27 protein-coding genes, 1 rRNA gene and 1 other annotated feature are annotated in these 22,933 nt (G+C 49.8%); of the genes, 27 read left to right on the forward strand and 1 reads right to left on the reverse strand.

What is annotated here, in order from left to right; genetic code table 11:
• From rrf to pssA, 8 genes are all read left to right on the forward strand, one after another.
• Positions 1-93 (forward strand): 5S ribosomal RNA (rrf, locus tag AC50Y3_RS28880); the annotation flags it as partial.
• Between the two features lie 385 nt (positions 94-478).
• Entirely contained in the window at positions 479-940 is a 462-nt protein-coding gene (locus AC50Y3_RS28885) for a CtsR family transcriptional regulator (protein WP_494822156.1), read from the forward strand.
• Positions 941-976: 36 nt separating this feature from the next.
• Entirely contained in the window at positions 977-1,501 is a 525-nt protein-coding gene (mcsA, locus tag AC50Y3_RS28890) for a protein-arginine kinase activator protein McsA (protein WP_494822157.1), read from the forward strand.
• A 27-nt stretch (positions 1,502-1,528) separates the two neighbouring features.
• Complete coding sequence (mcsB, locus tag AC50Y3_RS28895) at positions 1,529-2,605, forward strand: protein-arginine kinase McsB (protein WP_494822158.1); 1,077 nt, start codon at positions 1,529-1,531, stop codon at positions 2,603-2,605.
• 2 nt (positions 2,606-2,607) lie between these two features.
• The gene (clpC, locus tag AC50Y3_RS28900; protein ID WP_494822159.1) at positions 2,608-5,073 is read left to right on the forward strand and encodes an ATP-dependent protease ATP-binding subunit ClpC; all 2,466 of its coding nucleotides are present in this window, start codon (positions 2,608-2,610) and stop codon (positions 5,071-5,073) included.
• Between the two features lie 151 nt (positions 5,074-5,224).
• Positions 5,225-6,592 carry a DNA repair protein RadA gene (gene radA, locus AC50Y3_RS28905; RefSeq protein WP_494822160.1) on the forward strand — a complete coding sequence of 456 codons (1,368 nt, stop codon included), beginning with the start codon at positions 5,225-5,227 and terminating at the stop codon, positions 6,590-6,592.
• 14 nt (positions 6,593-6,606) lie between these two features.
• Positions 6,607-7,683, forward strand: a complete 1,077-nt coding sequence (disA, locus tag AC50Y3_RS28910) for a DNA integrity scanning diadenylate cyclase DisA (RefSeq protein ID WP_494822192.1) — start codon at positions 6,607-6,609, stop codon at positions 7,681-7,683.
• A gap of 154 nt (positions 7,684-7,837) precedes the next feature.
• On the forward strand, positions 7,838-8,590 hold the full coding sequence (gene pssA / locus AC50Y3_RS28915; RefSeq protein ID WP_494822161.1) for a CDP-diacylglycerol--serine O-phosphatidyltransferase: 753 nt from the start codon (positions 7,838-7,840) through the stop codon (positions 8,588-8,590).
• Between the two features lie 99 nt (positions 8,591-8,689).
• On the opposite strand, the gene AC50Y3_RS28920 is transcribed toward pssA, so the two are convergent.
• On the reverse strand, positions 8,690-9,085 hold the full coding sequence (locus AC50Y3_RS28920) for a nucleoside triphosphate pyrophosphohydrolase family protein (RefSeq protein WP_494822162.1): 396 nt from the start codon (positions 9,083-9,085) through the stop codon (positions 8,690-8,692).
• Between the two features lie 186 nt (positions 9,086-9,271).
• Between AC50Y3_RS28920 and AC50Y3_RS28925 the strand changes: the two genes are divergently transcribed.
• The 19 genes from AC50Y3_RS28925 to AC50Y3_RS29015 all read left to right on the forward strand — a co-directional run bounded on the left by AC50Y3_RS28925 (position 9,272) and on the right by AC50Y3_RS29015 (position 22,908).
• Positions 9,272-10,366, forward strand: a complete 1,095-nt coding sequence (locus AC50Y3_RS28925) for a PIN/TRAM domain-containing protein (protein ID WP_494822163.1) — start codon at positions 9,272-9,274, stop codon at positions 10,364-10,366.
• 108 nt (positions 10,367-10,474) lie between these two features.
• Positions 10,475-11,197: a 2-C-methyl-D-erythritol 4-phosphate cytidylyltransferase gene (gene ispD, locus AC50Y3_RS28930; RefSeq protein ID WP_494822164.1), complete on the forward strand. Its 723-nt coding sequence runs from the start codon at positions 10,475-10,477 to the stop codon at positions 11,195-11,197.
• A complete protein-coding gene (gene ispF, locus AC50Y3_RS28935; RefSeq protein WP_494822165.1) occupies positions 11,194-11,679 on the forward strand; it encodes a 2-C-methyl-D-erythritol 2,4-cyclodiphosphate synthase in 486 nt (161 codons plus the stop codon). Before ispD ends, ispF begins: the two co-directional genes overlap by 4 nt.
• 40 nt (positions 11,680-11,719) lie before the next feature.
• Positions 11,720-13,177 carry a glutamate--tRNA ligase gene (gene gltX / locus AC50Y3_RS28940; RefSeq protein ID WP_494822166.1) on the forward strand — a complete coding sequence of 486 codons (1,458 nt, stop codon included), beginning with the start codon at positions 11,720-11,722 and terminating at the stop codon, positions 13,175-13,177.
• 228 nt (positions 13,178-13,405) lie between these two features.
• Positions 13,406-13,648, forward strand: a complete 243-nt coding sequence (locus AC50Y3_RS28945; RefSeq protein ID WP_494822167.1) for a hypothetical protein — start codon at positions 13,406-13,408, stop codon at positions 13,646-13,648.
• The gene (gene epsC / locus AC50Y3_RS28950; protein WP_494822168.1) at positions 13,626-14,291 is read left to right on the forward strand and encodes a serine O-acetyltransferase EpsC; all 666 of its coding nucleotides are present in this window, start codon (positions 13,626-13,628) and stop codon (positions 14,289-14,291) included. The genes AC50Y3_RS28945 and epsC overlap by 23 nt, the downstream gene beginning before the upstream one ends.
• A complete protein-coding gene (gene cysS, locus AC50Y3_RS28955; protein WP_494822169.1) occupies positions 14,291-15,694 on the forward strand; it encodes a cysteine--tRNA ligase in 1,404 nt (467 codons plus the stop codon). Before epsC ends, cysS begins: the two co-directional genes overlap by 1 nt.
• Positions 15,694-16,146 (forward strand): Mini-ribonuclease 3, encoded by a 453-nt coding sequence (locus AC50Y3_RS28960; RefSeq protein WP_494822193.1) that lies wholly within the window; start codon positions 15,694-15,696, stop codon positions 16,144-16,146. The genes cysS and AC50Y3_RS28960 overlap by 1 nt, the downstream gene beginning before the upstream one ends.
• A gap of 32 nt (positions 16,147-16,178) precedes the next feature.
• Positions 16,179-16,943 carry a 23S rRNA (guanosine(2251)-2'-O)-methyltransferase RlmB gene (gene rlmB / locus AC50Y3_RS28965; RefSeq protein WP_494822170.1) on the forward strand — a complete coding sequence of 255 codons (765 nt, stop codon included), beginning with the start codon at positions 16,179-16,181 and terminating at the stop codon, positions 16,941-16,943.
• Positions 16,944-16,946: 3 nt separating this feature from the next.
• Positions 16,947-17,468 carry an NYN domain-containing protein gene (locus AC50Y3_RS28970; protein ID WP_494822171.1) on the forward strand — a complete coding sequence of 174 codons (522 nt, stop codon included), beginning with the start codon at positions 16,947-16,949 and terminating at the stop codon, positions 17,466-17,468.
• Positions 17,469-17,761: 293 nt separating this feature from the next.
• Positions 17,762-18,412 (forward strand): RNA polymerase sporulation sigma factor SigH, encoded by a 651-nt coding sequence (gene sigH, locus AC50Y3_RS28975; protein WP_494822172.1) that lies wholly within the window; start codon positions 17,762-17,764, stop codon positions 18,410-18,412.
• A gap of 332 nt (positions 18,413-18,744) precedes the next feature.
• The gene (gene rpmG, locus AC50Y3_RS28980; protein WP_090583192.1) at positions 18,745-18,894 is read left to right on the forward strand and encodes a 50S ribosomal protein L33; all 150 of its coding nucleotides are present in this window, start codon (positions 18,745-18,747) and stop codon (positions 18,892-18,894) included.
• Positions 18,895-18,917: 23 nt separating this feature from the next.
• Positions 18,918-19,127, forward strand: a complete 210-nt coding sequence (gene secE, locus AC50Y3_RS28985; RefSeq protein ID WP_494822173.1) for a preprotein translocase subunit SecE — start codon at positions 18,918-18,920, stop codon at positions 19,125-19,127.
• 32 nt (positions 19,128-19,159) lie between these two features.
• Positions 19,160-19,693 (forward strand): transcription termination/antitermination protein NusG, encoded by a 534-nt coding sequence (nusG, locus tag AC50Y3_RS28990; protein WP_090986393.1) that lies wholly within the window; start codon positions 19,160-19,162, stop codon positions 19,691-19,693.
• 51 nt (positions 19,694-19,744) lie between these two features.
• Positions 19,745-20,170, forward strand: a complete 426-nt coding sequence (rplK, locus tag AC50Y3_RS28995) for a 50S ribosomal protein L11 (protein ID WP_090986357.1) — start codon at positions 19,745-19,747, stop codon at positions 20,168-20,170.
• Between the two features lie 130 nt (positions 20,171-20,300).
• Complete coding sequence (rplA, locus tag AC50Y3_RS29000) at positions 20,301-20,993, forward strand: 50S ribosomal protein L1 (protein WP_210663954.1); 693 nt, start codon at positions 20,301-20,303, stop codon at positions 20,991-20,993.
• 14 nt (positions 20,994-21,007) lie between these two features.
• Positions 21,008-21,171, forward strand: a sequence feature (ribosomal protein L10 leader region).
• Positions 21,172-21,230: 59 nt separating this feature from the next.
• Positions 21,231-21,728 (forward strand): 50S ribosomal protein L10, encoded by a 498-nt coding sequence (gene rplJ / locus AC50Y3_RS29005; RefSeq protein ID WP_475784670.1) that lies wholly within the window; start codon positions 21,231-21,233, stop codon positions 21,726-21,728.
• A 132-nt stretch (positions 21,729-21,860) separates the two neighbouring features.
• The gene (gene rplL, locus AC50Y3_RS29010) at positions 21,861-22,220 is read left to right on the forward strand and encodes a 50S ribosomal protein L7/L12 (RefSeq protein WP_494822174.1); all 360 of its coding nucleotides are present in this window, start codon (positions 21,861-21,863) and stop codon (positions 22,218-22,220) included.
• A gap of 85 nt (positions 22,221-22,305) precedes the next feature.
• Positions 22,306-22,908: a class I SAM-dependent methyltransferase gene (locus AC50Y3_RS29015; protein ID WP_494822175.1), complete on the forward strand. Its 603-nt coding sequence runs from the start codon at positions 22,306-22,308 to the stop codon at positions 22,906-22,908.
• Positions 22,909-22,933: the final 25 nt, after the last annotated feature.

A 22,933-nucleotide genomic window follows, 5' to 3' on the forward strand; every position in this document is an offset into this window, starting at 1 on the left:
CCACGCGTACCCATCCCGAACACGACCGTTAAGCCCTCCAGCGCCGATGGTACTTGGACCGCAGGGTCCTGGGAGAGTAGGACGTTGCCAAGCACGATGAACCGACCGTATTTATACGGTCGGTTTTTTGTTGTTTGTCCACTATTGTGTATAAAGCTGTGTATGGTGTGCATGAGCGGAAAAAGGTTATTTACATGTTGATAAATCTTTTTGCGTATCGTGCACATATATTGTTATTCAGATCATCCCTCGATTGTTGTGGATAAGCGAACGGGCTACGTATAAATAGGCGCGATCCGCCCAAGCTAGTAAGGATACGCAGTGGTGGCAATCCGCTTGACCTTTTGACAAATTTGCGTATAATAAAGTTAAAGTCAAAGAAAGTCAAAGTCAATTTGACTAAAAACTTTGACGATTTAGTTTCTTGGCTATACAAGTCGCCGAGTAGATGTATGGGCAACTTAGGGAGGTTGGCGAAATGCGCAACATTTCCGATCTCATCGAGCAGTACCTCAAGCATATGCTTAAAGAAAGCCCCGGTGGTGCTGTAGAGCTTCAGCGTAATGATCTGGCGGACCGCTTCTCATGTGTCCCGTCGCAAATCAATTACGTGATCAGTACAAGGTTCACGCTGGAGAAAGGCTATTTTGTGGAAAGCAAACGTGGCGGAGGCGGTTATATCCGCATTCAACGTGTAGAGCTGCCCACGCTGTCGGCCCTTCAAGAGCATCTTGCCCAAACCATCGGCGAGCAAGTGGATCAGGACACGGCAGAAGGCATTGTATATCAGCTGGAGGAAGGGAAGCTCATATCCAGGCGGGAAGCCAATTTACTTCGCGCCGCGATATCCCGTGAATCCATCGCTGTAAAGCTGCCGCTAAGGGATGAAATTCGGGCTAGGCTGTTGAGGGCGATGTTGATCACACTGCTCGTTAAGTAAGCTGCGCAAGCCTTGTATGAGGAGGGATAGTGCGGAATGCTTTGTCAGGAATGTGACAAGAAGCCGGCTACGCTTCATTTTACGAAGATTGTGAATGGCGAGAAGACAGAGTTTCATATCTGTGAAACATGCGCGCGAGAGCGGGGAGAAGGAATTCCGGGTACGGCAAACGGATTCTCTATCCACAGCTTGCTATCCGGTTTGCTCGACTTCGAGCCTGCCGGGAGCATGAATACACTTGGCGCCAAGCCGCAGCAGCAGCTGCGCTGTGAGCACTGCGGACTGACCTATACACAATTTAGTAAGATGGGCCGATTCGGCTGCAGCAATTGTTATATCCAATTTGGCAGCAAACTGGACCCTATTTTTAAACGGGTGCATGGCAATACAACTCACGTAGGAAAAATTCCAAAGCGCACAGGTGTTCAAATCCAGGTGAAGCGTGAAATTGAACAGCTGAGAAGGGATTTGCACATGCGTATCGAACAGGAAGAGTTCGAGGACGCAGCCCAAATCCGGGATCGGATTCGGGAACTTGAGCGCAATATAGCCGATGTTTAGGCACGGTTAGGAAGGTGATTCTGAAGGATGTCGAAGCGTTATGTAGATGAAGCGCTGAGCGACTGGATGAAGGGAAATGGTCCTGATACAGATGTTGTTATCAGCAGCCGCATCCGAATTGCTCGCAATTTATCGAGTCATCCGTTTCCGATGCTTGCCACATCAGAGCAGGCAAACGAAGTGATGGAACAGCTTACAAGCGTGGCTGTAACGGGCCAACTGAGCGAGCTCGGCGAATTCGAAACCATCAAGCTCTCCCAGCTAAACGAGCTTGAGCGCAGAGTACTTGTCGAGAAGCATCTCATTAGTCCGAATTTGGCCAACGAGTCACGCAGCGGCGCAGTACTGCTAAGCGAGAATGAATCCGTTAGTATAATGGTGAATGAAGAGGATCATTTGCGCATTCAATGTCTGTATCCCGGTTTTCAGGTTAAGGAAGCATGGGGACTGGCGAATCGCATTGACGATATTTTTGAAGAAGTAACCAATTATGCGTATGACGAGCGAAGGGGATATTTAACAAGCTGTCCTACTAACGTTGGAACAGGAATTCGCTCATCGGTCATGATGCATCTTCCGGGGCTTGTGCTTTCGCAGCAGATCAACCGCATTTTATCGGCCGTCACTCAAGTGGGGCTGGCAGTTCGGGGGATTTACGGCGAAGGGAGCGAAGCGCTCGGAAACCTATTTCAAATTTCGAATCAAATTACGCTTGGTCAATCCGAAGGGGAAATCATCGAGAACCTGCACAGTGTGGCTCGGCAAATTATTGAGCACGAACGAGCGGCTCGCCAGCGTTTGCTGGAAGAATCGCGCGTCCGTCTGGAGGATCGGGTTTATCGGTCCTATGGGATTCTGTCGCATGCGATGATCATGGATACCAAGGAAGCATCGCAAAGGTTGTCCGATGTCCGTTTAGGCATCGATTTGGGCTTGATTCGAAATGTCTCGCCGCAGGTAATGAATGAAATGATGGTATTAACGCAGCCGGGATTCCTCCAACAGGTGTTCCATGAGAAAATGACGCCTGAACAGCGGGATATTCGGCGAGCGGAACTTATACGAAGTCATTTACAAAGTGAAACCGATCATGGGGGTGTATGAACATGATGTTTGGAAGATTTACCGAACGGGCACAGAAGGTGCTCGCACTGGCGCAGGAAGAAGCGGTTCGTCTCGGTCATAACAATATCGGCACGGAGCATATTTTGCTCGGGCTGAACCGAGAAGGGGAAGGAATCGCAGCGAAAGCACTGATCGGTCTTGGCCTCAGCCTGGAGAAAATTCAGGATGAAGTGGAGACGCTGATCGGACGCGGTCAAGAACAACCTACCAATATTGCGTACACACCACGTGCCAAGAAGGTAATCGAGCTTTCGATGGATGAAGCACGTAAGCTTGGTCATACGTACGTGGGCACAGAGCATATCTTGCTCGGTCTGATCCGTGAAGGGGAAGGCGTTGCGGCCCGCGTGCTGAACAACCTTGGCATCAGTTTAAATAAAGCACGTCAGCAAGTGCTGCAGCTTCTGGGCAGCAGTGAGGCCGTTTCAAGCAACCACGGTGCTCCGACAAATGTAAGCACGCCAACACTGGATGGTCTGGCCCGCGATTTGACGGCCTATGCCAAAGACGGTAATTTGGATCCGGTTATCGGCCGGAGCAAAGAAATCGAACGCGTTATTCAAGTGCTGAGCCGCAGAACAAAGAACAATCCTGTTCTGATCGGGGAGCCGGGCGTTGGTAAGACGGCTATCGCGGAAGGTTTAGCTCAGAAAATTATCGCGGGCGAAATTCCGGAAACCCTACGCGACAAACGCGTTATGACGCTCGATATGGGCTCTGTCGTTGCGGGTACGAAGTATCGCGGTGAGTTCGAAGACCGTTTGAAGAAAATCATGGACGAAATTCGTCAAGCCGGCAACATCGTCCTGTTCATCGATGAGCTGCATACGCTGATCGGTGCGGGGGGAGCTGAAGGTGCAATTGATGCATCGAACATTCTTAAGCCTGCTCTAGCACGCGGCGAGCTGCAATGTATCGGTGCAACAACCCTTGATGAATATCGCAAATATATCGAGAAAGATGCTGCTCTGGAACGCCGTTTTCAACCGATTACGGTGGATCAGCCGTCGCCGGAGGAAGCGATTCAAATCCTTCACGGCTTGCGTGATCGTTACGAAGCGCATCACCGCGTGAAAATTACAGATGAAGCTATCGAGCAAGCCGTTAAGCTGTCCGATCGCTACATCACAGATCGTTTCCTCCCGGATAAGGCGATCGACCTTATCGATGAAGCGAGCTCCAAAGTACGCTTGAAATCGTACACAGTACCGCCTAACCTCAAACAACTGGAGAATCGTCTGGAGGACATCCGCAAGGAGAAGGATTCCGCGGTTCAAAGCCAAGAGTTTGAGAAAGCAGCAGCGCTTCGCGACACCGAGCAGAAGATACGTGAAGAGCTCGATGTGACGAAGAACCTGTGGAAAGAAAAACAAGGCCGTACGGATTCCGAAGTAACGCCTGACGATATCGCTCAGATCGTTGCAAGCTGGACCGGTATTCCGGTATCCAAACTTGCTGAGGAAGAAACACAGCGCCTGCTCAAAATGGAAGATATCCTTCATGACCGTGTTATCGGACAAAGCGAAGCGGTAAAAGCCGTATCTCGTGCCATCCGCAGAGCACGTGCAGGTCTGAAAGATCCGAAGCGTCCTATGGGCTCCTTCATCTTCCTCGGCCCTACCGGGGTTGGTAAAACCGAATTGGCACGTGCCCTTGCTGAAGCGATGTTCGGCGATGAGAATGCGGTCATCCGCATCGACATGTCGGAATACATGGAGAAACACTCCACTTCCAGATTGGTCGGCGCACCTCCGGGATATGTCGGTTATGAAGAAGGCGGTCAATTGACCGAGAAGGTTCGCCGCAAGCCATATTCGGTCGTGCTGCTTGATGAAATCGAGAAAGCACATCCGGAAGTGTTTAATATTCTGCTTCAAGTGCTTGAAGATGGTCGTCTCACGGACTCCAAAGGCCGCGTAGTCGACTTCCGCAACACCCTTATCATCATGACGTCCAACGTAGGCGCTGATCAAATCAAACGCAATTCCTCCCTCGGCTTTACGGCCGCACAGGATGCGGGGCGCGACTTTAACATCATGAAAGATAAGGTATTGGCAGAGCTGAAGAAGAGCTTCCGCCCTGAGTTCCTGAACCGGATCGATGAAACGATCGTGTTCCATTCTCTCGAGAAGGAGCATATCGCTCAAATCGTGACGCTGATGTCCGAAGAGCTTCGCAAACGTCTGCGCGAGCAAGAAGTAGACTTCGAGCTGACGGATACGGCGAAAGATTTCCTGGCGAAAGAGGGCTTCGATCCGCAGTACGGCGCGCGTCCGCTGCGCAGAGCGATTCAGAAGCATATTGAGGATCGTCTGTCAGAGGATCTGCTGCTCGGCAAAATCGCGAAGGGTCATCATTTGATCATCGACGAGAAGGACGGAGAGCTTACGGTTACACACCGTGACAGCAACCACGTTCCTGCCGCTGAAGAGCCTGCGACGAAATAAAATCACACAAAGCCCTTTACTCTACTGCCGAAGGCGGAGGAGTAAAGGGTTTTTTTGTGAAACAATGAGATCAGCTGCGGATAAGAATTGTTATCGGCGGGCTTTAAATGGTAAACTTTGAATGATACGTCTTTTGCATAAGGAGCTGCACATGGCAAAACTTAAAGTTAAGTTCGCATGCACCGAATGCGGAACAGAGTCACCCAAATGGATGGGGAAATGCCCGGGCTGCGGGCAGTGGAATACGATGGTGGAAGAGAAGGAAACGGTTGTGAAGACGCAAGGAATGGGCTCGACGCTCATTCAGACGAAAGAAAAGCCGCGTCCCATCATACATATAGAAAGTGGTCAGGAAAAACGGATCGAAACAACCAATCAGGAACTCAATCGTGTGCTGGGCGGAGGCGTTGTGCCGGGCTCGCTTATTCTGGTCGGTGGGGATCCGGGTATCGGCAAATCGACATTGCTGCTGCAAACTTCCCATGCGCTGGCATCGAAGAAGCTGACTGTGCTCTATATTTCAGGAGAGGAATCTGTACGTCAGACACGATTGCGGGCCGACCGTCTTGGCGCGCTGTCTGATACGTTGTATGTACTCTGCGAAACGAACATGGAGCAGATCAATGATGCGATTGAATCGGTTCAGCCGGATTTTCTCGTCATCGATTCCATTCAGACGGTATATGACCCCAGAGTAGAATCTGCGCCGGGCAGTGTTTCGCAAGTACGGGAATGCACGGCTCACTTCATGCGGGTTGCGAAGATCAAGGGCATTGCGACCGTATTGGTTGGCCACGTTACGAAGGAAGGCGCTATTGCAGGTCCGCGAATGCTCGAGCATATGGTTGACTGTGTGCTCTACTTTGAAGGCGAACGGCATCATTCGTATCGATTGCTTAGGGCCGTTAAGAATCGGTTCGGCTCTACCAATGAAATCGGAATTTTTGAAATGGTCGAGGAAGGGCTGCGCGAGGTTAGTAATCCGTCCGAGCTGTTCTTATCGGAACGTCCGCTTGGGGTATCCGGTTCCACCGTCGTGGCTAGCATGGAAGGTACAAGGCCGGTGCTTGTCGAGCTTCAGGCGCTTGTCGCGTCAACGAACTTCCCCTCGCCGCGCAGGATGGCAACGGGTATTGACCACAACAGGATGACCTTGATTGTTGCGGTGCTGGAGAAACGAATGGGCATGTTCTTGCAAACGCAGGACGTTTACCTCAATGTGGCCGGCGGCATCCGGCTCGATGAGCCGGCTGTCGATCTGGCTGCTGCAGTCAGTATTGCATCGAGCTTCCGCGATGCGCCGACTAGACCGTTCGACGTATTCTTCGGAGAAATTGGATTAACGGGAGAAGTGCGGGGCGTATCCCGCGCCGAACAGCGTGTCAAAGAAGCACAGAAACTGGGATTTAAGCGGGTCATTATGCCTCAGAAGAGTTTGAAGGGCTGGACCCCGCCTGCCGGGATAGAAATCATCGGTGTTGAGACGGTTGCAGATGCGCTGTCCAAGGCATTCGGATAGAGGGGGGAGAAATGATGAAAGAGTCAAACCAAGCAGAAATGGTCAATCAGCTGCTCCAGATGGTCGCACCGGGCATGGCGTTCCGGGAAGGCCTCGATAATGTGCTGCGAGCTAAGACCGGGGCGCTCATCGTCGTCGGCTACAGTCCGGAAGTGATGGAAGTCGTAGACGGCGGCTTCTCCATCAATTGCGATTTTTCCCCGAACTATTTATACGAGCTGGCCAAAATGGATGGCGCCATTATACTAAGCGAAGATCGCAAACGTATTCTATATGCCAATACCCAGCTAATTCCTGACAGTTCCATCTCCTCCAGTGAGACAGGAATTCGGCATCGTACTGCGGAGCGCGTGGCGAAGCAAACCGGCAAACTGGTTGTATCCATCTCGCAGCGGCGGAATGTTATTACACTTTATCAAGGCCAGTTTAGGTATTCCCTCAAGGAAATGGGCGTAATCCTGACCAAAGCCAATCAGGCGATTCAAACGCTTGAAAAATACAAAGTGGTGCTGAACCAGTCGTTTACGAATCTATCCGCATTGGAGTTTGAAGAAATGGTCACCTTGCAGGAAGTTGCCCATGTTATCAAGCGGGTAGAGATGGTCATCCGTGTCAAAATGGAAATTAAACGTTATGTCAATGAGCTCGGTACGGAAGGCCGTCTCATCAGCATGCAAATGGAAGAGCTTGTCGGCGGCGTTGAAGAAGAAGCCTGGTTCTTGCTGAAGGATTATGTGAAGGATCCCAACGAGGACCGTATTCGCGAAATTCGTGCAAGCATCCGCAAGCTGAATTCCGAAGAGCTGCTGGAGCTGGGGCAAATTATGAAATTGCTCGGCTATAGCGGACTAAGCGCAGCATCCGAAGAAATGGTTGCGCCGCGCGGTTATCGTTTGTTAAGCCGGATTCCAAGACTGCCGCAAGTTATCATGAACAACCTTGTGGAACGATTCGGATATCTGCCTCATATCTTAATGGCAACGATTGAGGAACTGGACTCGGTGGACGGCATTGGCGAGGTCAGGGCACGTGCGATCAAGGAAGGCTTAAAGCGGATCCAAGAGCAGATGTTCATTGACAGACAAATTTAAATCCCATACAATGAGGGAATGCAGACGGACGCTGGTTACAACTGACAATTAGCCGTATTGCACCCCTTAAACTTCTGGTGGAAGTTATTTTCTCAGTTTGCCTGCTATACTGCAAATTGCGGTTTTAGGGCATAGTAAAGATGAGGTGGAGCAAATGATTACGAAGTCAATACCGAGTCTTTTTACCGTGGCGAATTTATTCCTGGGTATTGTCGCCATTATTCTCATATTTCCTGAGAATGCGAAGCCTGAGGTAGCTGCGATGATGGTTATTATCGCAATGCTGATGGATGGTGTGGACGGCCGAGTCGCCCGCGCACTTAACGCTCAAAGCGAATTTGGTAAAGAATTAGATTCACTGTCGGATGTAATTTCTTTTGGAGTTGCACCTGCTTTTATTATGTATAGTGTTGCTTTCCAAGAACTCACTCCGGCTCCGGCTTGGATTATTACAGCTTTGTTCCCGATTTGCGGAGCATTGAGACTTGCGAGATTCAACGTCATTTCCGGTATGCCCGGCTATTTCATCGGCTTGCCGATTCCGGCCGCTGGCGGCGTACTCGCCACATTGGCGTTGTTCCACCAAGATATTGCTGTATCCGTCTTGATGGCAAGCACACTTGTCCTGTCGTTCCTAATGGTAAGTACCGTTCGTTACCCGAACTTTAAGAAGCTCGGCATTCCGAAGAATGCGATCTGGGTCGTACCGATTATTGTCGCGGTCTCCGTGGTGCTCGGTATCTTGTTCCCACATCATCTATCGAAGATCCTATTCGTTCCGCTGGTTCTCTACGCGCTGTACGGCCTAAAAAAAAACGTTGATCGCCGTCTCCCAAGCAGGAAACGCAAGCGTTTAATGGAAAGCCAGCGCCAAGAAGAAGCGGTTCACAGCGAACATAGCGCATAAGCCGCTAATAAGAAAGACCGCCTTGTCTGTCCCCTAAGGGGATGTACAAGGCGGTCTTTCTTGCGTTTACCGCTGATTATGCTAACCGATGGGTAAAGACTAAGTAAGATTGAATAAGCCGAGCGTACTGCATTTATCGGATTCGCGTTCAATGACGTCTTCGAGTTGAATGTCGAGCAAATTCGCCATCGCAGACATGTAGAACAAGTTTCGTCCGAGCTCGTTCTGAATCGCTTCTTTGCAGTGTTCGCAGAGTTCGCCTGAAATGTGATGATGCAGCTTTGTTTTGGCTTGCTCGAGGTTAAAGTCATCCGCAAACTGCTGCTTCCGGGCATTTAACTCGATACATCCGCATTCCGTAACGGATTTGGCAACTGCCCGATTAACGGAAGCGCCGGACTGGCCATACTTCGACATGACGTCTAGCAGGCTGCGATGTCGCAACAGCAGTTCAGAGACCTGCTGCTGAAATTGCTCCAGTGTTGGTGCGTTCATCGATTCCACCTCATTTCAGGAATGGATTGCTTTCTTTTATTATAAGCCTCCCCGCGGTGCATTTCAAAATGGATTTCTACTTTTTGTCCTCTTTTCGTGCCAGGTTAATAAATTCTAATGCTTTCGCTCGGGTAGGCGATTAACGTAACCATAATTGGAACATAATTGTAATGGAGGTGGATTTATATGATGAAACGAATGATTCAACTGATTGGTCTATTGTTCGGCGGATTTCTGGGCGCTCAAATGAACAGCTCCCTAAACGGCAGTGTGAGCTGGGCGGAATCGTCAACCGGTCTTATGCAGCATTCAGGAAGCTATTACATGAACGTCGGCATTGGCGCGTTATGCGGCCTTGCAGCAGCAACGGTATTGGCAGGCTCCATCCTGAAATGGATGCGGCAAGGAGCGGAGCGGGCGTCGGCCATTCCGACAGGAGAACTGGTAGCGGGCGGCAGCGGACTAATTGGCGGGCTTGCACTGTCAGCGCTATTGTATCCGGTTTTATCCGGTTTATCGGGAGCAGGCCTATTCATTCCTCTACTACTGACGTTGTTCTTAGGGTACGCAGGACTGCGGATCGGGTTAAACAAACGGGAGGAATTTGCTGAAAGCCTGAGAGGACTGTTCGAGCGTCGCAGCAATGCGGCTCGAGTGGAAGAGGAAAGCAGCTATGAGGAGCATAAAATTCTGGATACGAGTGTTATCATCGATGGCCGAATTGCAGACATTTGCAAAACCGGTTTTATTGAAGGCACACTGGTCATTCCGGAGTTTGTGCTTGAAGAGCTGCAGCACATTGCGGATTCGTCGGATTTGCTCAAACGTAACAGAGGGCGCAGAGGGCTCGATATTTTGAACAAGATTCAAAAAGAGCTCGATGTGAAAGTGCTGATCTACGAAGGTGAAGCCGAAGAGGGCGAAGTGGACAGCAAGCTCGTGAAGCTGGCGAAAGTGCTGCATGGCAAAGTCGTCACGAATGACTTCAACCTGAACAAAGTGTGCGAGCTGCAAGGTGTATCGGTGTTAAATATTAATGACCTTGCCAATGCAGTGAAACCGGTCGTGCTCCCAGGCGAAGAAATCGTCGTTCAAGTCATCAAAGATGGCAAGGAACATGGCCAAGGGGTCGCGTATCTGGATGACGGCACGATGATCGTTGTAGAAGGCGGCAGAGACTACATCGGAACAACGATGGAGGTGCTCGTGACGAGCGTACTGCAAACCTCTGCGGGCCGAATGATTTTCGCGAAGCCGAAATTGTTGGAAAAAGCGCTGTAACGCGGTATGATAGGTGCTAGGCTACTTGGTTTGCGTGTACCCCATCGGAAGATTGGACATGCAGCATTTAGCTGAGTATGAAGTATACACGCGGGGCGGTTGGAAGGCATGGAAGCAGCAGGTGCAAAATGGGGCGTCGTCGTTGTGGCGGCGGGCCGCGGAACCAGAATGGGAACAGCGGAGAGCAAACAATATTTGCTCTTGCGGGACAAGCCTATTCTGGTTCATACCCTGGAACGATTTCAAGCCATGGATGACATTGCGGAAGTGGCGCTTATCGTCGGTCAGCAGGATGTGGACCGTTGCCGGGAATTCGTAACGGAATTTGGCCTTCACAAAGTGAAGCAGGTGGCAGCGGGCGGAAGCGAGCGTCAGCATTCGGTTCATCTTGGGCTTGCGGTTTTAAGCGAATCGGTCGACTGGGTCATGGTTCATGACGGTGTCCGGCCGTTTGTGACCGAGCTTGCAGTGCGGTCATGTATGCGTAAAGCTCTTCAGACGGAAGCAGCTGTGCTTGCCGTACCTGTTAAAGATACAATTAAGCAAGTGAATGAAACCGGCGCCATTACGGCGACTCCGGATCGGCGAAGCTTGTGGGCGATTCAAACGCCGCAGGCTTTTCGTCGTTCCTTGCTGCAGCAGGCGCTTGATCAAGCGGCGGCAGATCAGTTTCTCGGCACCGATGACGCGATGGCCGTGGAACGATTAGGCGTAACGGTATCTGTTGCCGAAGGCGATTATACGAATATTAAGATTACAACACTGGAGGATTTGCCTTACGCGGAATTTCTGCTGGCAAACCGAGAGCGGGAGAGGGGTTCGGAATCATGATTCGAGTAGGACAAGGATTTGATGTGCATCAATTGGTGGAGGGAAGGCCTTGTATCATTGGGGGCGTTACAATTCCTTATGAGCGCGGGCTTCTGGGGCATTCCGATGCCGATGTGCTGCTGCATGCGATCAGCGATGCGGTGCTGGGGGCGCTGGGCCTTGGCGATATCGGGAAGCATTTTCCGGATACCGATCCGGCGTTTAAGGATGCCGACAGCTTGAAGCTGCTTCAGCATATTTGGGGATTGGTGAAAGAGCGCGGGTATAAGCTTGGCAATATCGATTCGACGATCATTGCTCAACGACCCAAAATGCTGCCTTACATCCCGCAGATGGTTGAAATTATTGCAGGGGCGCTGGAAGCAGAGGAGCTCTCGCAAGTGAATGTGAAAGCAACCACGACGGAGCAGCTTGGATTCGCCGGACGCGGCGAAGGGATTGCCGCGCAATCGGTTGTCTGCCTTGTAAAAGTTGTGCTATGATTCTGCAATACAATAGTTTGCCCGGGAGGAGTTAAACAAGATGTCAGAACAAATCAGGGTACGGTATGCTCCGTCACCTACAGGTCATTTACATATCGGCAACGCCAGAACGGCCTTATTCAACTATCTGTTTGCGCGTAATTTAGGCGGCAAATTCATTATACGGATCGAAGATACCGACGTGAAACGCAATGTGGCGGGCGGCGAAGAAAACCAGCTCACCTATTTGAAGTGGCTCGGGATCGATTGGGATGAAAGCATCGACGTTGGCGGAGGATATGGTCCATACCGCCAAACAGAGCGTCTTGATCTGTACCGCGAGTATTGGCAGGAACTGCTCGACAAAGGTCTTGCTTACAAGTGTTACTGCACGGAGGAAGAGCTGGAGCAGGAGCGGGAAGAGCAAACGGCACGCGGCGAAATGCCTCGTTATTCCGGTAAGCACCGCAGCTTGACGGATGAGCAGCGTACAGCTTTCGAAGCGGAAGGCCGCATTCCGAGCATTCGTTTCCGTGTACCGGAGAACCGGACCTATACGTTTAACGATCTGGTCAAAGGTCAAATCAGCTTCGAAGCCGACGGTATCGGTGATTTCGTAATCGTGAAGAAGGACGGCATTCCAACGTACAATTTCGCTGTTGCGTTGGATGACCATTTGATGGCGATCAGCCATGTACTGCGTGGTGAGGACCATATCTCCAACACACCGCGTCAGCTGATGATTTATGAAGCATTCGGCTGGGAGCCGCCGGTATTCGGTCATATGACGCTGATCGTCAATGAGAACCGTAAGAAGCTGAGCAAACGCGATGAGTCCATTATCCAGTTTATCGAGCAATACGATAAGCTTGGTTATTTGCCTGAAGCGATGTTCAACTTTATTACCTTGCTCGGTTGGTCACCTGAAGGCGAGCAGGAGATGTTCACGCGCGAGGAATTGGTCTCGGTGTTTACAGCTAATCGCTTAAGCAAAAGCCCTGCCGTGTTCGATACGAACAAGCTGAGCTGGATGAATAATGAGTATATGAAGAAATCAGACGTTCCACGCATTGTGGAGCTGTGCATTCCGCATCTTCAAGAAGCGGGACGCCTGCCTGAGGCGCTTAGCGCAAGCCAGCATGATTGGACACGTGATTTGGTTGCTCTCTACCAAGATAAGCTGCGGTTTGCAGCGGATATTGTACCGCTTACCGAGCTCTTCTTCTTGCCGGAAGCGGCAGATGAGGATGAAGCAAAGACAGTCCTGGCGGAGGAGCAGGTGCCGGTTGTTTTGCAAGCTTTCTTGGAGCAAGTGAAAGCGATGGAAGCCTTTGATGTAGATGGAATCAAAGCAGCCATCAAATCGGTCCAGCAAGCAACAGGCTTCAAGGGTAAACAGCTCTTCATGCCGATTCGTGCCGCTCTGACGGGGCAAACGCATGGGCCGGATTTGAATCAGACGATTGCTTTACTGGGTCAAGCAAAGGTTGAACAGCGTTTGCAGGGCCGACTGGGCTAAATAGTGTCTGTGACCTATTGAAATCTTCCATAGTCTGCTTATGATGGGCGTTTGACTACTTGCCAGTTGGGGAGTCCTCGGCTATACTTGAATTAATTTAGGAACGATAAGGCTTTGAACAGGATTGTTTATTCAATACAAGATTACCAGAGAGGGCGACCTTCAAACGGAGCCGCAGATACAGTTCGTATAGCGGTGTTCGAATGACTGGGTGTGAGTCGCTTATTCTTGGGAATAAACGTTGCGCCTGGGAGCCGCATCTCCGAGCTGCCGTTATCGGCAGGGTGGGTGATGACGATAGGTCCTCGTTACGGACCATATAAGACGGGCGATTTCAAGAAGTACAATCGTTCCGATGCAGAGTGGGACCGCGTTAACAACGCCTCTGCAGCCCTTGGGCTGCGGGGGCTTTTTGTATTATTGTCGATACCGGAGAGGGGGAATTTCGATGTTTCGAAGCTTGGCGTCTGATATTGAGACCATACTAGAGAATGATCCTGCTGCCCGCAATAAGCTGGAAGTCGTGTTCACATATTCAGGTCTTCATGCGATATGGTCTCACCGAATCGCACATGCGCTCTTCAAACGCAGGTGGTATACGCTTGCCCGCGTCATCTCGCAGACGAGCCGATTTTTTACAGGCATTGAAATCCATCCGGGTGCGACAATCGGGGAAAAGCTGTTTATTGACCACGGCATGGGTGTCGTCATTGGGGAGACCTGCGAAATCGGCAATAATGTGGTCATTTATCAAGGGGTTACGCTCGGCGGGACCGGTAAGGAAAGAGGGAAACGCCATCCGACCATCGGTAACAATGTGGTTATCGCTTCAGGGGCTAAGGTTCTAGGCTCCTTCAAGGTTGGAGACAATGTGAATATAGGTGCCAATTCCGTTGTGCTTCGGGAAGTTCCGTCGAACAGCACAGTAGTCGGGATCCCTGGCAGAGTCATTAAACGCAATGGCACACGAGTAGGCGATCGTCTTGATCATACCCAGCTCCCGGATCCTGTCATCGAGATGCTGCGGGCGATGCAGAAAGAAGTGTCTGAATTAAGAGTAGAGCTGGAGCGGGAAAGACGCAAACAGCCAGTTGCTGGAGGAGAAACGAGATAATGAGCTTGCGTATATATAATACACTGACACGTGAGAAGGAAATCTTTCAATCGCTGGAGCCCGGCAAAGTCAAAATGTACGTGTGCGGACCAACGGTTTATGATTACATTCATATCGGGAATGCCCGTCCGGCGATTTTCTTCGATGTCGTGCGTCGTTATTTGGAGTCGGCTGCTTACGAAGTCAATTACGTTGTGAACTTTACGGATGTGGACGATAAGCTGATTCGTAAAGCCGAGCAGCTGGGCACAACAGTTCCTGAAGTGGCAGAGCGGTTTATTCAGGCGTTTAATGAGAACATCAAGGGACTCGGTATCCACCAGGCTACGCTTAATCCGCGTGTTACCGATCATATGGATGAGATCATTGCTTTCATCGCGTCGCTCGTGGATGGCGGCCATGCGTATGAGAACGGCGGCGATGTATTCTTCCGCACGAGCACCTTCCCCGACTACGGCAAGCTGTCCCATCAGAATATGGATGAGCTGCAGCTGGGAATTCGAATTGGCGTGGATGAGCGTAAAGAAAGCGGTCAAGACTTTGTACTATGGAAAGCCGCAAAGCCTGGAGAAATCAAATGGGATAGCCCATGGGGAGCAGGACGCCCGGGCTGGCATATTGAGTGCTCCGCGATGGCGCGCAAATATCTAGGCGATACGCTGGATATCCACGGCGGCGGCCATGACCTGCAGTTCCCGCATCATGAATGTGAAATTGCCCAGTCGGAGTCCGTGACAGGTAAGCCGCTCGCGAACTATTGGATGCACAATGGCTACATCAACATCAACAATGAGAAAATGTCCAAGTCACTCGGCAACGGGATTACGGTGCAGGAGATGCTTACTCGCATTAAACCAGCAGTAATCCGCTACTTTATGTTGTCGGCCCATTATAGAAGTCCGCTTAACTTCAGCGATGAGACGATTGCGCAAGCAGAGAACAGCGTTGAGCGGATCTTGAACTCCGTTTCGAATGTGAAGCACCGTCTTTCTGTTGCCGTAAGCGAACCGGACGGAGCGGCGCTTGAACAGCTTAAAGAACGAATCGCTGCGATTCGCGAACAGTTTAATGCGAAGATGGACGATGACTTCAACACGCCGGATGCGATTACCGCTATGTTCGAGCTGGTTAGCGAAGCAAATCTGCTTCTGCAGCGTGCGGTTGTTTCGGCAGAGGAGCTCGAGCTACTGCTCGCAGCATTCCAAGATTTTGACCGTGTATTGGGACTGCTGGAAGCGGAAGAGGAATTGCTCGATGCCGACATTGATGCACTCATCGTGCAGCGCACAGAGGCTCGGACCAATAAGGACTGGAAGCGGGCCGATGAAATTCGCGACCAGCTGTCCGCGCTCGGGATTGTGCTTGAGGATACGCCGCAAGGTATCCGGTGGCGGCGGAAATGATGGACAACGGAAGTATGGATGTCGGAGGAAGCGGCGGGATCGGTTTGAGCCTAGAAGACGGGTTGTGGTTTCACTCCCCGAACAAACCGGTCCACTTAATGAATCCCATCGTATTGGCTTATATTGGCGATGCGGTGTTCGAGATGATCGTACGTCAGTATCTCATATCGCAGCCTAATCAGAAGCTGCATCATCTTCACCGTCAGGCGACGCAGTTCGTTTCGGCTAAAGCGCAGCGAATACTGCTGGAGAAATGGCAGCCGATTCTGACGGAGGAAGAAGCGGATATTGTACGGCGAGGACGTAACGCCAAGTCAGGCACTTCGCCGAAGAATGCGGATCCGGCCGACTACCAACAGGCGACGGCGCTGGAGTGTTTAATGGGGTATTTGTATTATGGCAAGAAAGTGAGCCGGCTGCGTGAGCTGATGGCAATCGCTTTTGACGAATAGAAGCGGTAGAAGAGACATATTTAAGGAGGTTAATGATGCGCGAGGTTGAAGAAGATACACAGGAATGGATCGCAGGCAAGCATCCCGTAATGGAAGCACTGCGCTCCGGACGCGAAATCAACAAAATTTGGGTGGCCGAGCAGGCGCAGAAAGCAGCTCAGCCCATTATGCTGGAAGCGAAGAAGGCGGGGCTTGTCGTACAGATCGTTGACAAACGGAAGCTGGACCAAATGGTCGAAGGCGTTCCGCATCAAGGCGTCGTTGCTCAAGCAGCCGCTTACCGTTATTACGAAATAGAGGAACTTCTGGCACGGGCTAAAGAAAGCGGCGAAATGCCATTCTTCTTGCTGCTTGATGAAATTGAAGATCCGCATAACTTGGGCTCCATTCTTCGGACGGCGGAATGTACCGGCGTTCATGGTGTTATTATTCCGAAGCGGCGTTCGGCTTCGCTGACAGCAACGGTTTCCAAAACATCGGCCGGCGCAGTAGAGTACATGCCGGTTGCGCGGATTACGAATATGGCACAAACGATTGATAAGCTGAAGGAAGCGGGCATTTGGGTAGCGGGTGCTGACGTTGGCGCGAAGCAGGATGTTTATTCCTCATCTACGAAGTTCGATATGCCGCTTGCTATTGTCATTGGCAATGAAGCAAAAGGGATTGGCAGACTGATTCGTGAGAAATGCGACTTTCTAATCAAGCTTCCGATGAACGGCCAATTGAATTCACTAAATGCGTCCGTTGCAGCAGGTGTGCTGATGTACGAAGTCGTGCGGCAGCGCCTCGCCAAGTAGGCGATGCAGCGGCGGGATGACGTTCTGCTGGTGGACGGCTACAATATGATCGGGGCTTGGCCGGTTCTGTCCGCTTTGGGTGATAAGGATTTAGAAGATGCGCGGGATCGGCTGCTGGAAATGCTGGCGGATTATCAAGGCTTCACCGGCATGAAGGTTATCGTAGTATTCGATGCGCATCAAGTGCCCGGAGTTGGCTCCACGTTCAAACAGCATAGGCTGACCGTCGTGTTTACGAAGGAGAAAGAAACAGCCGATGCTTGTATTGAACGGCTAGCATCGGAGCTAGCGCTTCGAAGCCGTAATATTCATGTCGCGACATCTGATATGGCAGAGCAGGCAGTCACTTTTGGCAAAGGCGCCCTTAGGAAATCCGCACGAGAGCTTCTTATCGAAATACAGCAAAATCGCAAAGCCATTGAGCGAAAGGTCGAGCAGAAAACAACGGTTCGCAATGAGCTGGATGGGAATATTAGCACGGATGTTCGAATGAAACTGGAAAAATGGCGCAGAGGCCAAATGTAAGCGCTAGACTATATGTTACTAGCATGTGAGTTAATAGGACAAAATTGTCTCCGGAATCGGTGGGAATTCCCATTTTTGCTAGATAATTAGCATGTTTTCAGCGGGATCATCATTGACTGTTGAAGGTTACATAATGTATACTGAGTCTAAGTTTCTACACGTAGAGTACGTGCTAGAATGTTGTTCCAGTAAAGTTATATGCTCTAGTTTTTGAAGACATTGCGCGCCGGTATATAGATTAAGCTACTGATAGTTTTGGGCATTGTACGCCTTTCGAGCCGGAGGGATTGTTCGTGAGCATCGACCTCAGAGAATGGAAAACGCTGGATTATGACTGCAAAACGGACGAAGAAATTGTCGAGACGGTTCGCGAGGGTGACAGCGAAGCGCTGGAATATTTAATTAATAAATATAAGAACTTTGTCCGTGCCAAAGCGCGTTCCTACTTCTTGATTGGGGCCGACCGCGAAGATATCGTCCAAGAAGGCATGATTGGCCTTTATAAGGCGATTCGAGATTTTAAGGGTGATAAGCTAGCTTCTTTCAAAGCCTTTGCTGAACTGTGCATTACAAGGCAGATCATTACGGCGATTAAGACGGCAACCCGTCAGAAGCATATCCCGCTTAATTCTTATGTTTCGTTGGACAAGCCAATCTATGACGAAGATTCGGATCGCACGCTGCTTGATGTCATTTGCGGTACGAGAGTTTCGGATCCGGAAGAACTCATTATCAATCAAGAAGAGTTTGTCGGTCTTGAGGATAAGATGTCCGAGATCTTAAGTGATCTTGAACGTAAAGTGCTTATGCTCTATTTGGACGGAAGATCCTATCAAGAGATCGCTGTTGATTTGGATCGGCACGTGAAATCGATTGATAATGCGCTTCAACGCGTGAAACGGAAGCTCGAACGGTATTTGGAATTGCGTGATATTGGTAGCTAAATGGATGAAACCAGGGAGCCGACTGCGGCTCTTTTTTAATGGGAGGGCTTTTCGAGGTTTGAATTGTCCTTGTCCGGATCATACTGTTTACTGCGGAATGGAAGTTGTCGGCTCTTTTTGTGTTGTTGTCGCCCTGTCTGATATGTGAGCAAGCAGCACGAGAATAGCAAGTGTGCAGGAATAGATTCCCGTTGACACTACCTATTGCTTGTGATAAAGTGTTTTGGTAGCCCTAAATAGGTCTTTTTTTATTATGGGATCAAAATCAGGCTGGGTTCACATACAACGTTTCACACTTTATTTATTTATGGTAAGTTCGGGAGGTGTCAGCAATGCGGGTAATTATTACGTTGGCTTGCACAAACTGCAAACAAAGAAACTATGCTTCCAGCAAGAACAAACGGAATCACCCCGACCGTATTGAGATGAAGAAGTTTTGCAAGTATTGTAACGAGCATACTCCTCATCGCGAAACTCGATAAGGTCATTATGGAGGTTGGTGGACGTGGCATTTTTAGCTAAGCTGAAGCAAAGCTTCGGGTCGACTTTTTCCTTCTTCACCGACAGCTTCGCGGAATTAAAGAAAGTCCGCTGGCCAAGCCGTAAGGAACTGACTAGCTATACACTCGTAGTATTCTTTACGATTATAGCTGTGACACTTTACTTCTGGGTTCTTGACATCGGAATTTCCGCATTGGTCGAACTGATTGTTTAAGAAGGGGCCAAGGGTGGCTTGTTATGGAAACGATGGAGAAAAGATGGTATGTTGTTCACACCTATTCAGGGTATGAGAACAAAGTAAAAGCGAACTTGGAGAAACGCGTTGAATCTATGGGCATGGAAGACAAGATCTTCCGTGTGCTTGTTCCTATGGAAGAAGAAGTGGTGGACAAGGACGGTAAGAAAAAAACCGTCATGCGTAAAGTTTACCCCGGCTATGTTCTTGTGGAAATGGTTCAGACGGATGATTCCTGGTATGTCGTTCGCAACACACCCGGCGTAACCGGATTTGTCGGTTCGACTGGCTCAGGTTCAAAACCTACGCCGCTTCTGCCTGATGAAGTGGAACAGATTTTGCGTCATATGGGCATGGAAGAGCCGAAACCGAAAATCGAATTCGATTTGAAGGAAACGGTACGTGTTAAAGTCGGGCCGTTCGCTAATTTTGTCGGAACAGTGGAAGAAATTCTACTCGACAAGAGCAAGCTGAAGGTGCATGTCAACATGTTCGGAAGAGAAACACCGGTTGAACTTGACTACAACCAAGTAGAGAAAGTCTAATCGCGGTTTCTTGGACTTGCGTGTGATTATTACGGCAAGGAGGTGTTCATCATGGCAAAAAAGGTCATCAAGTTGGTTAAACTGCAAGTTCCAGCGGGTAAAGCGAATCCGGCTCCGCCGATCGGTCCAGCGCTAGGTCAAGCAGGGGTTAACATCATGGCTTTCTGTAAAGAGTTTAACGCTCGTACTGCAGATCAAGCTGGTTTGATTATCCCAGTTGTAATCACTGTTTTTGAAGATCGCTCGTTTACTTTCGAAACGAAAACGCCGCCGGCTGCAGTACTTCTTCGCGTTGCTGCTAAGATTGCTAAAGGTTCCGGTGAGCCGAACAAGAAGAAAGTTGCGACGGTTAAACGTTCTGTCGTTCGTGAGATCGCTGAACAAAAAATGCCTGACCTCAACGCAGCTTCTGTAGAAGCAGCTATGCGCATGGTTGAAGGTACTGCGCGCAGCATGGGCGTTGTAGTTGAAGACTAGTCGTTAACGGCTGACAGAAGACACACCAGATGGCGTTGTCTGACTGACGGAGCTTGCTTCGTTCAGGTGGGAGGATCTCCCTTTCGTAGGGAGGATTTTCCGTTACTACCACATAAGGAGGAGAATTCTAATGGCTAAACACGGTAAAAAATATCTTGAAGCTGTTAAGCTGATCGATGTTGAAGCAACATACGAGGCTGCTGAAGCGATTGAACTCGTTAAGAAAGCCGCTACAGCTAAATTCGACGAAACTGTTGAAGTTGCTGTACGTTTGGGTGTAGACCCTAAGAAACAAGACCAAGCAGTTCGTGGCGTAGTTGTACTTCCTCACGGTACTGGTAAAACAAAACGCGTACTCGTTTTTGCTAAGGGCGAAAAAGCCAAAGAAGCAGAAGCAGCAGGCGCAGATTATGTTGGCGATGCTGACGTAATCGCAAAAATCCAACAAGGCTGGTTCGAGTTCGACGTTTGCGTTGCAACTCCGGACATGATGGCTGAAGTTGGTAAGCTCGGCCGTATCCTCGGTGGTAAAGGCCTTATGCCTAACCCTAAAGCGGGTACAGTAACGTTTGACGTTACTAAAGCCGTTCAAGAAATCAAGGCTGGTAAGATTGAATACCGTCTTGACAGAGCAGGTCAAATCCACGCGCCAATCGGTAAAGTATCGTTCGACTCCGAGAAGTTGAACGAAAACTTGAAAACACTGATTGATGCACTGAACCGTGCAAAACCGGCTGCAGCTAAAGGGGTTTACCTGAAAGGTATTTCTGTTTCCTCGACAATGGGTCCTGGCGCTCGTTTGAACGCTGCTTCGTTCCGCTAAGAGAAACAGAACTTGATAATCGAATATGCATACCGAAGACAGTAGGTGCCCGCTCGGCTTAATTTCCTACCGAGGTGTTATGATAAACGTGTTTGTGCGCTTTTCGCCGATTGGCAGGAAGTGATTTACGGACCATCATGGCCTTCGCTACGTCTGCGGGGGCCTTTCTCATGCATCGCGTGGAAGGATTCCGCTGCATTAATCGGGATGTTGACAACATAACGGGAGGTGTACATTATGGCAAACGCAAAAATCATTCAAGGTAAAGAGCTAGCTGTTGCAGACATCACGACTAAACTTCGCGAGAGTTCCTGCACAGTTGTTGCTGATTACCGTGGACTTAACGTGAAGCAAGTAACTGAGCTCCGCAAACAATTGCGCGAAGCGAACATCGAGTTCCAAGTATTGAAAAACTCCCTAGTTCGTCGTGCAACTGCACAAGCGGAACTGACTGAATTGGACGCTGTTCTGGCTGGCCCTACGGCTATCGCTTTCAGCAAAGAGGATGCAGTTGCTCCAGCTAAGATTTTGGCTGATTTCGCTAAGAAAAACGACGCACTTAAACTTAAGGGTGGCGTAGTTGAAGGTCAAGTCTTCAACGCGGAAGAAATCAAAGCACTGGCGGATCTACCTTCCAAAGAAGGTTTGCTATCCATGCTTCTCAGCGTGCTTCAAGCTCCAATGCGCAACTTTGCTCTTGCAGTTAAAGCTGTTGCAGAGAAACAAGAAGCTTAATAATGACTGGCTTGAATCAAGCTTAGCTTGATTCAGCATTCATTAAGAGATGATTGGTTTGTGGCAAGCTGAGCTTGACACAACGTTCGGAAATAAAACAAAAACAAAACAAAACTATTGGAGGTTTCTCTCATGAGTAAAGAACAAATCTTGGAAGCCATTAAAGGCATGAACGTTCTCGAACTGAACGACCTGGTTAAAGCAATCGAAGAAGAATTCGGCGTAACAGCTGCAGCACCAGTTGCAGCAGCAGGCGCAGCAGCTGTTGTAGTTGAAGAGCAAACTGAGTTCGACGTAATCTTGAACAACGCTGGCGCTTCCAAAATCAACGTTATCAAAGCAGTTCGCGAAATCACAGGTCTTGGCCTGAAAGAAGCGAAAGACCTTGTTGACGGCGCTCCTAAAGCAGTTAAAGAAAGAATCTCCAAAGAAGACGCTGACGCTATCAAAGCTAAGCTTGAAGAAGCAGGCGCTTCCGTAGAAGTGAAGTAATAACCGCTTATAGCGGAAACCCCTTGAAGCTTCGGCTTCAAGGGGTTTCCTTAATTTTATGGTTGTTCCGGATGGGAGGGATATGATGTCAGACCATTATTACACACGCACACCGGGTATCGCGCATGATCGGCATCTTCTCGAAACTGAGCTTCGTGGATATAAACTGCGTTTTATGACGGATGCAGGCGTTTTCTCGAAAACAGGCATAGACTTTGGCAGCAGAGTTCTTGTCGAAGCGCTTCAGCTGGATAAGCAAGCGAAGGTGCTTGATGTCGGCTGCGGTTATGGGCCAATGGGCATTACAGCAGCGAAGCTGGCTGAACAGGGGCATGTAACGATGATCGACATTAATGAGCGCGCAGTTGCACTGGCGACAGAGAATTTAAAGTTAAATGGCGTCTTGAACGCAACCGTGCTGCAGAGTGATATTTATGAACGAGTGATGGGTCAAACCTTCGACACCATCATAACGAATCCGCCGATCCGGGCGGGCAAAGAGGTTGTCCATCGGATATTTGAAGAAGGTGCTAAGCTGTTAGTGCCGGGCGGGGCGATGTGGGTGGTCATTCAGAAGAAGCAAGGGGCGCCGTCTGCGGCGGCAAAGCTCGAAGCGATTTTCGGGAATGTGGAAGAAGTGACAAAAGAAAAGGGTTATCGCATATTTAGGGCACAGAAGGAAGTCTAGGAAAAAGAACAACATTTTGTTGACT

This window comes from Paenibacillus sp. J22R98 (assembly GCF_059383835.1).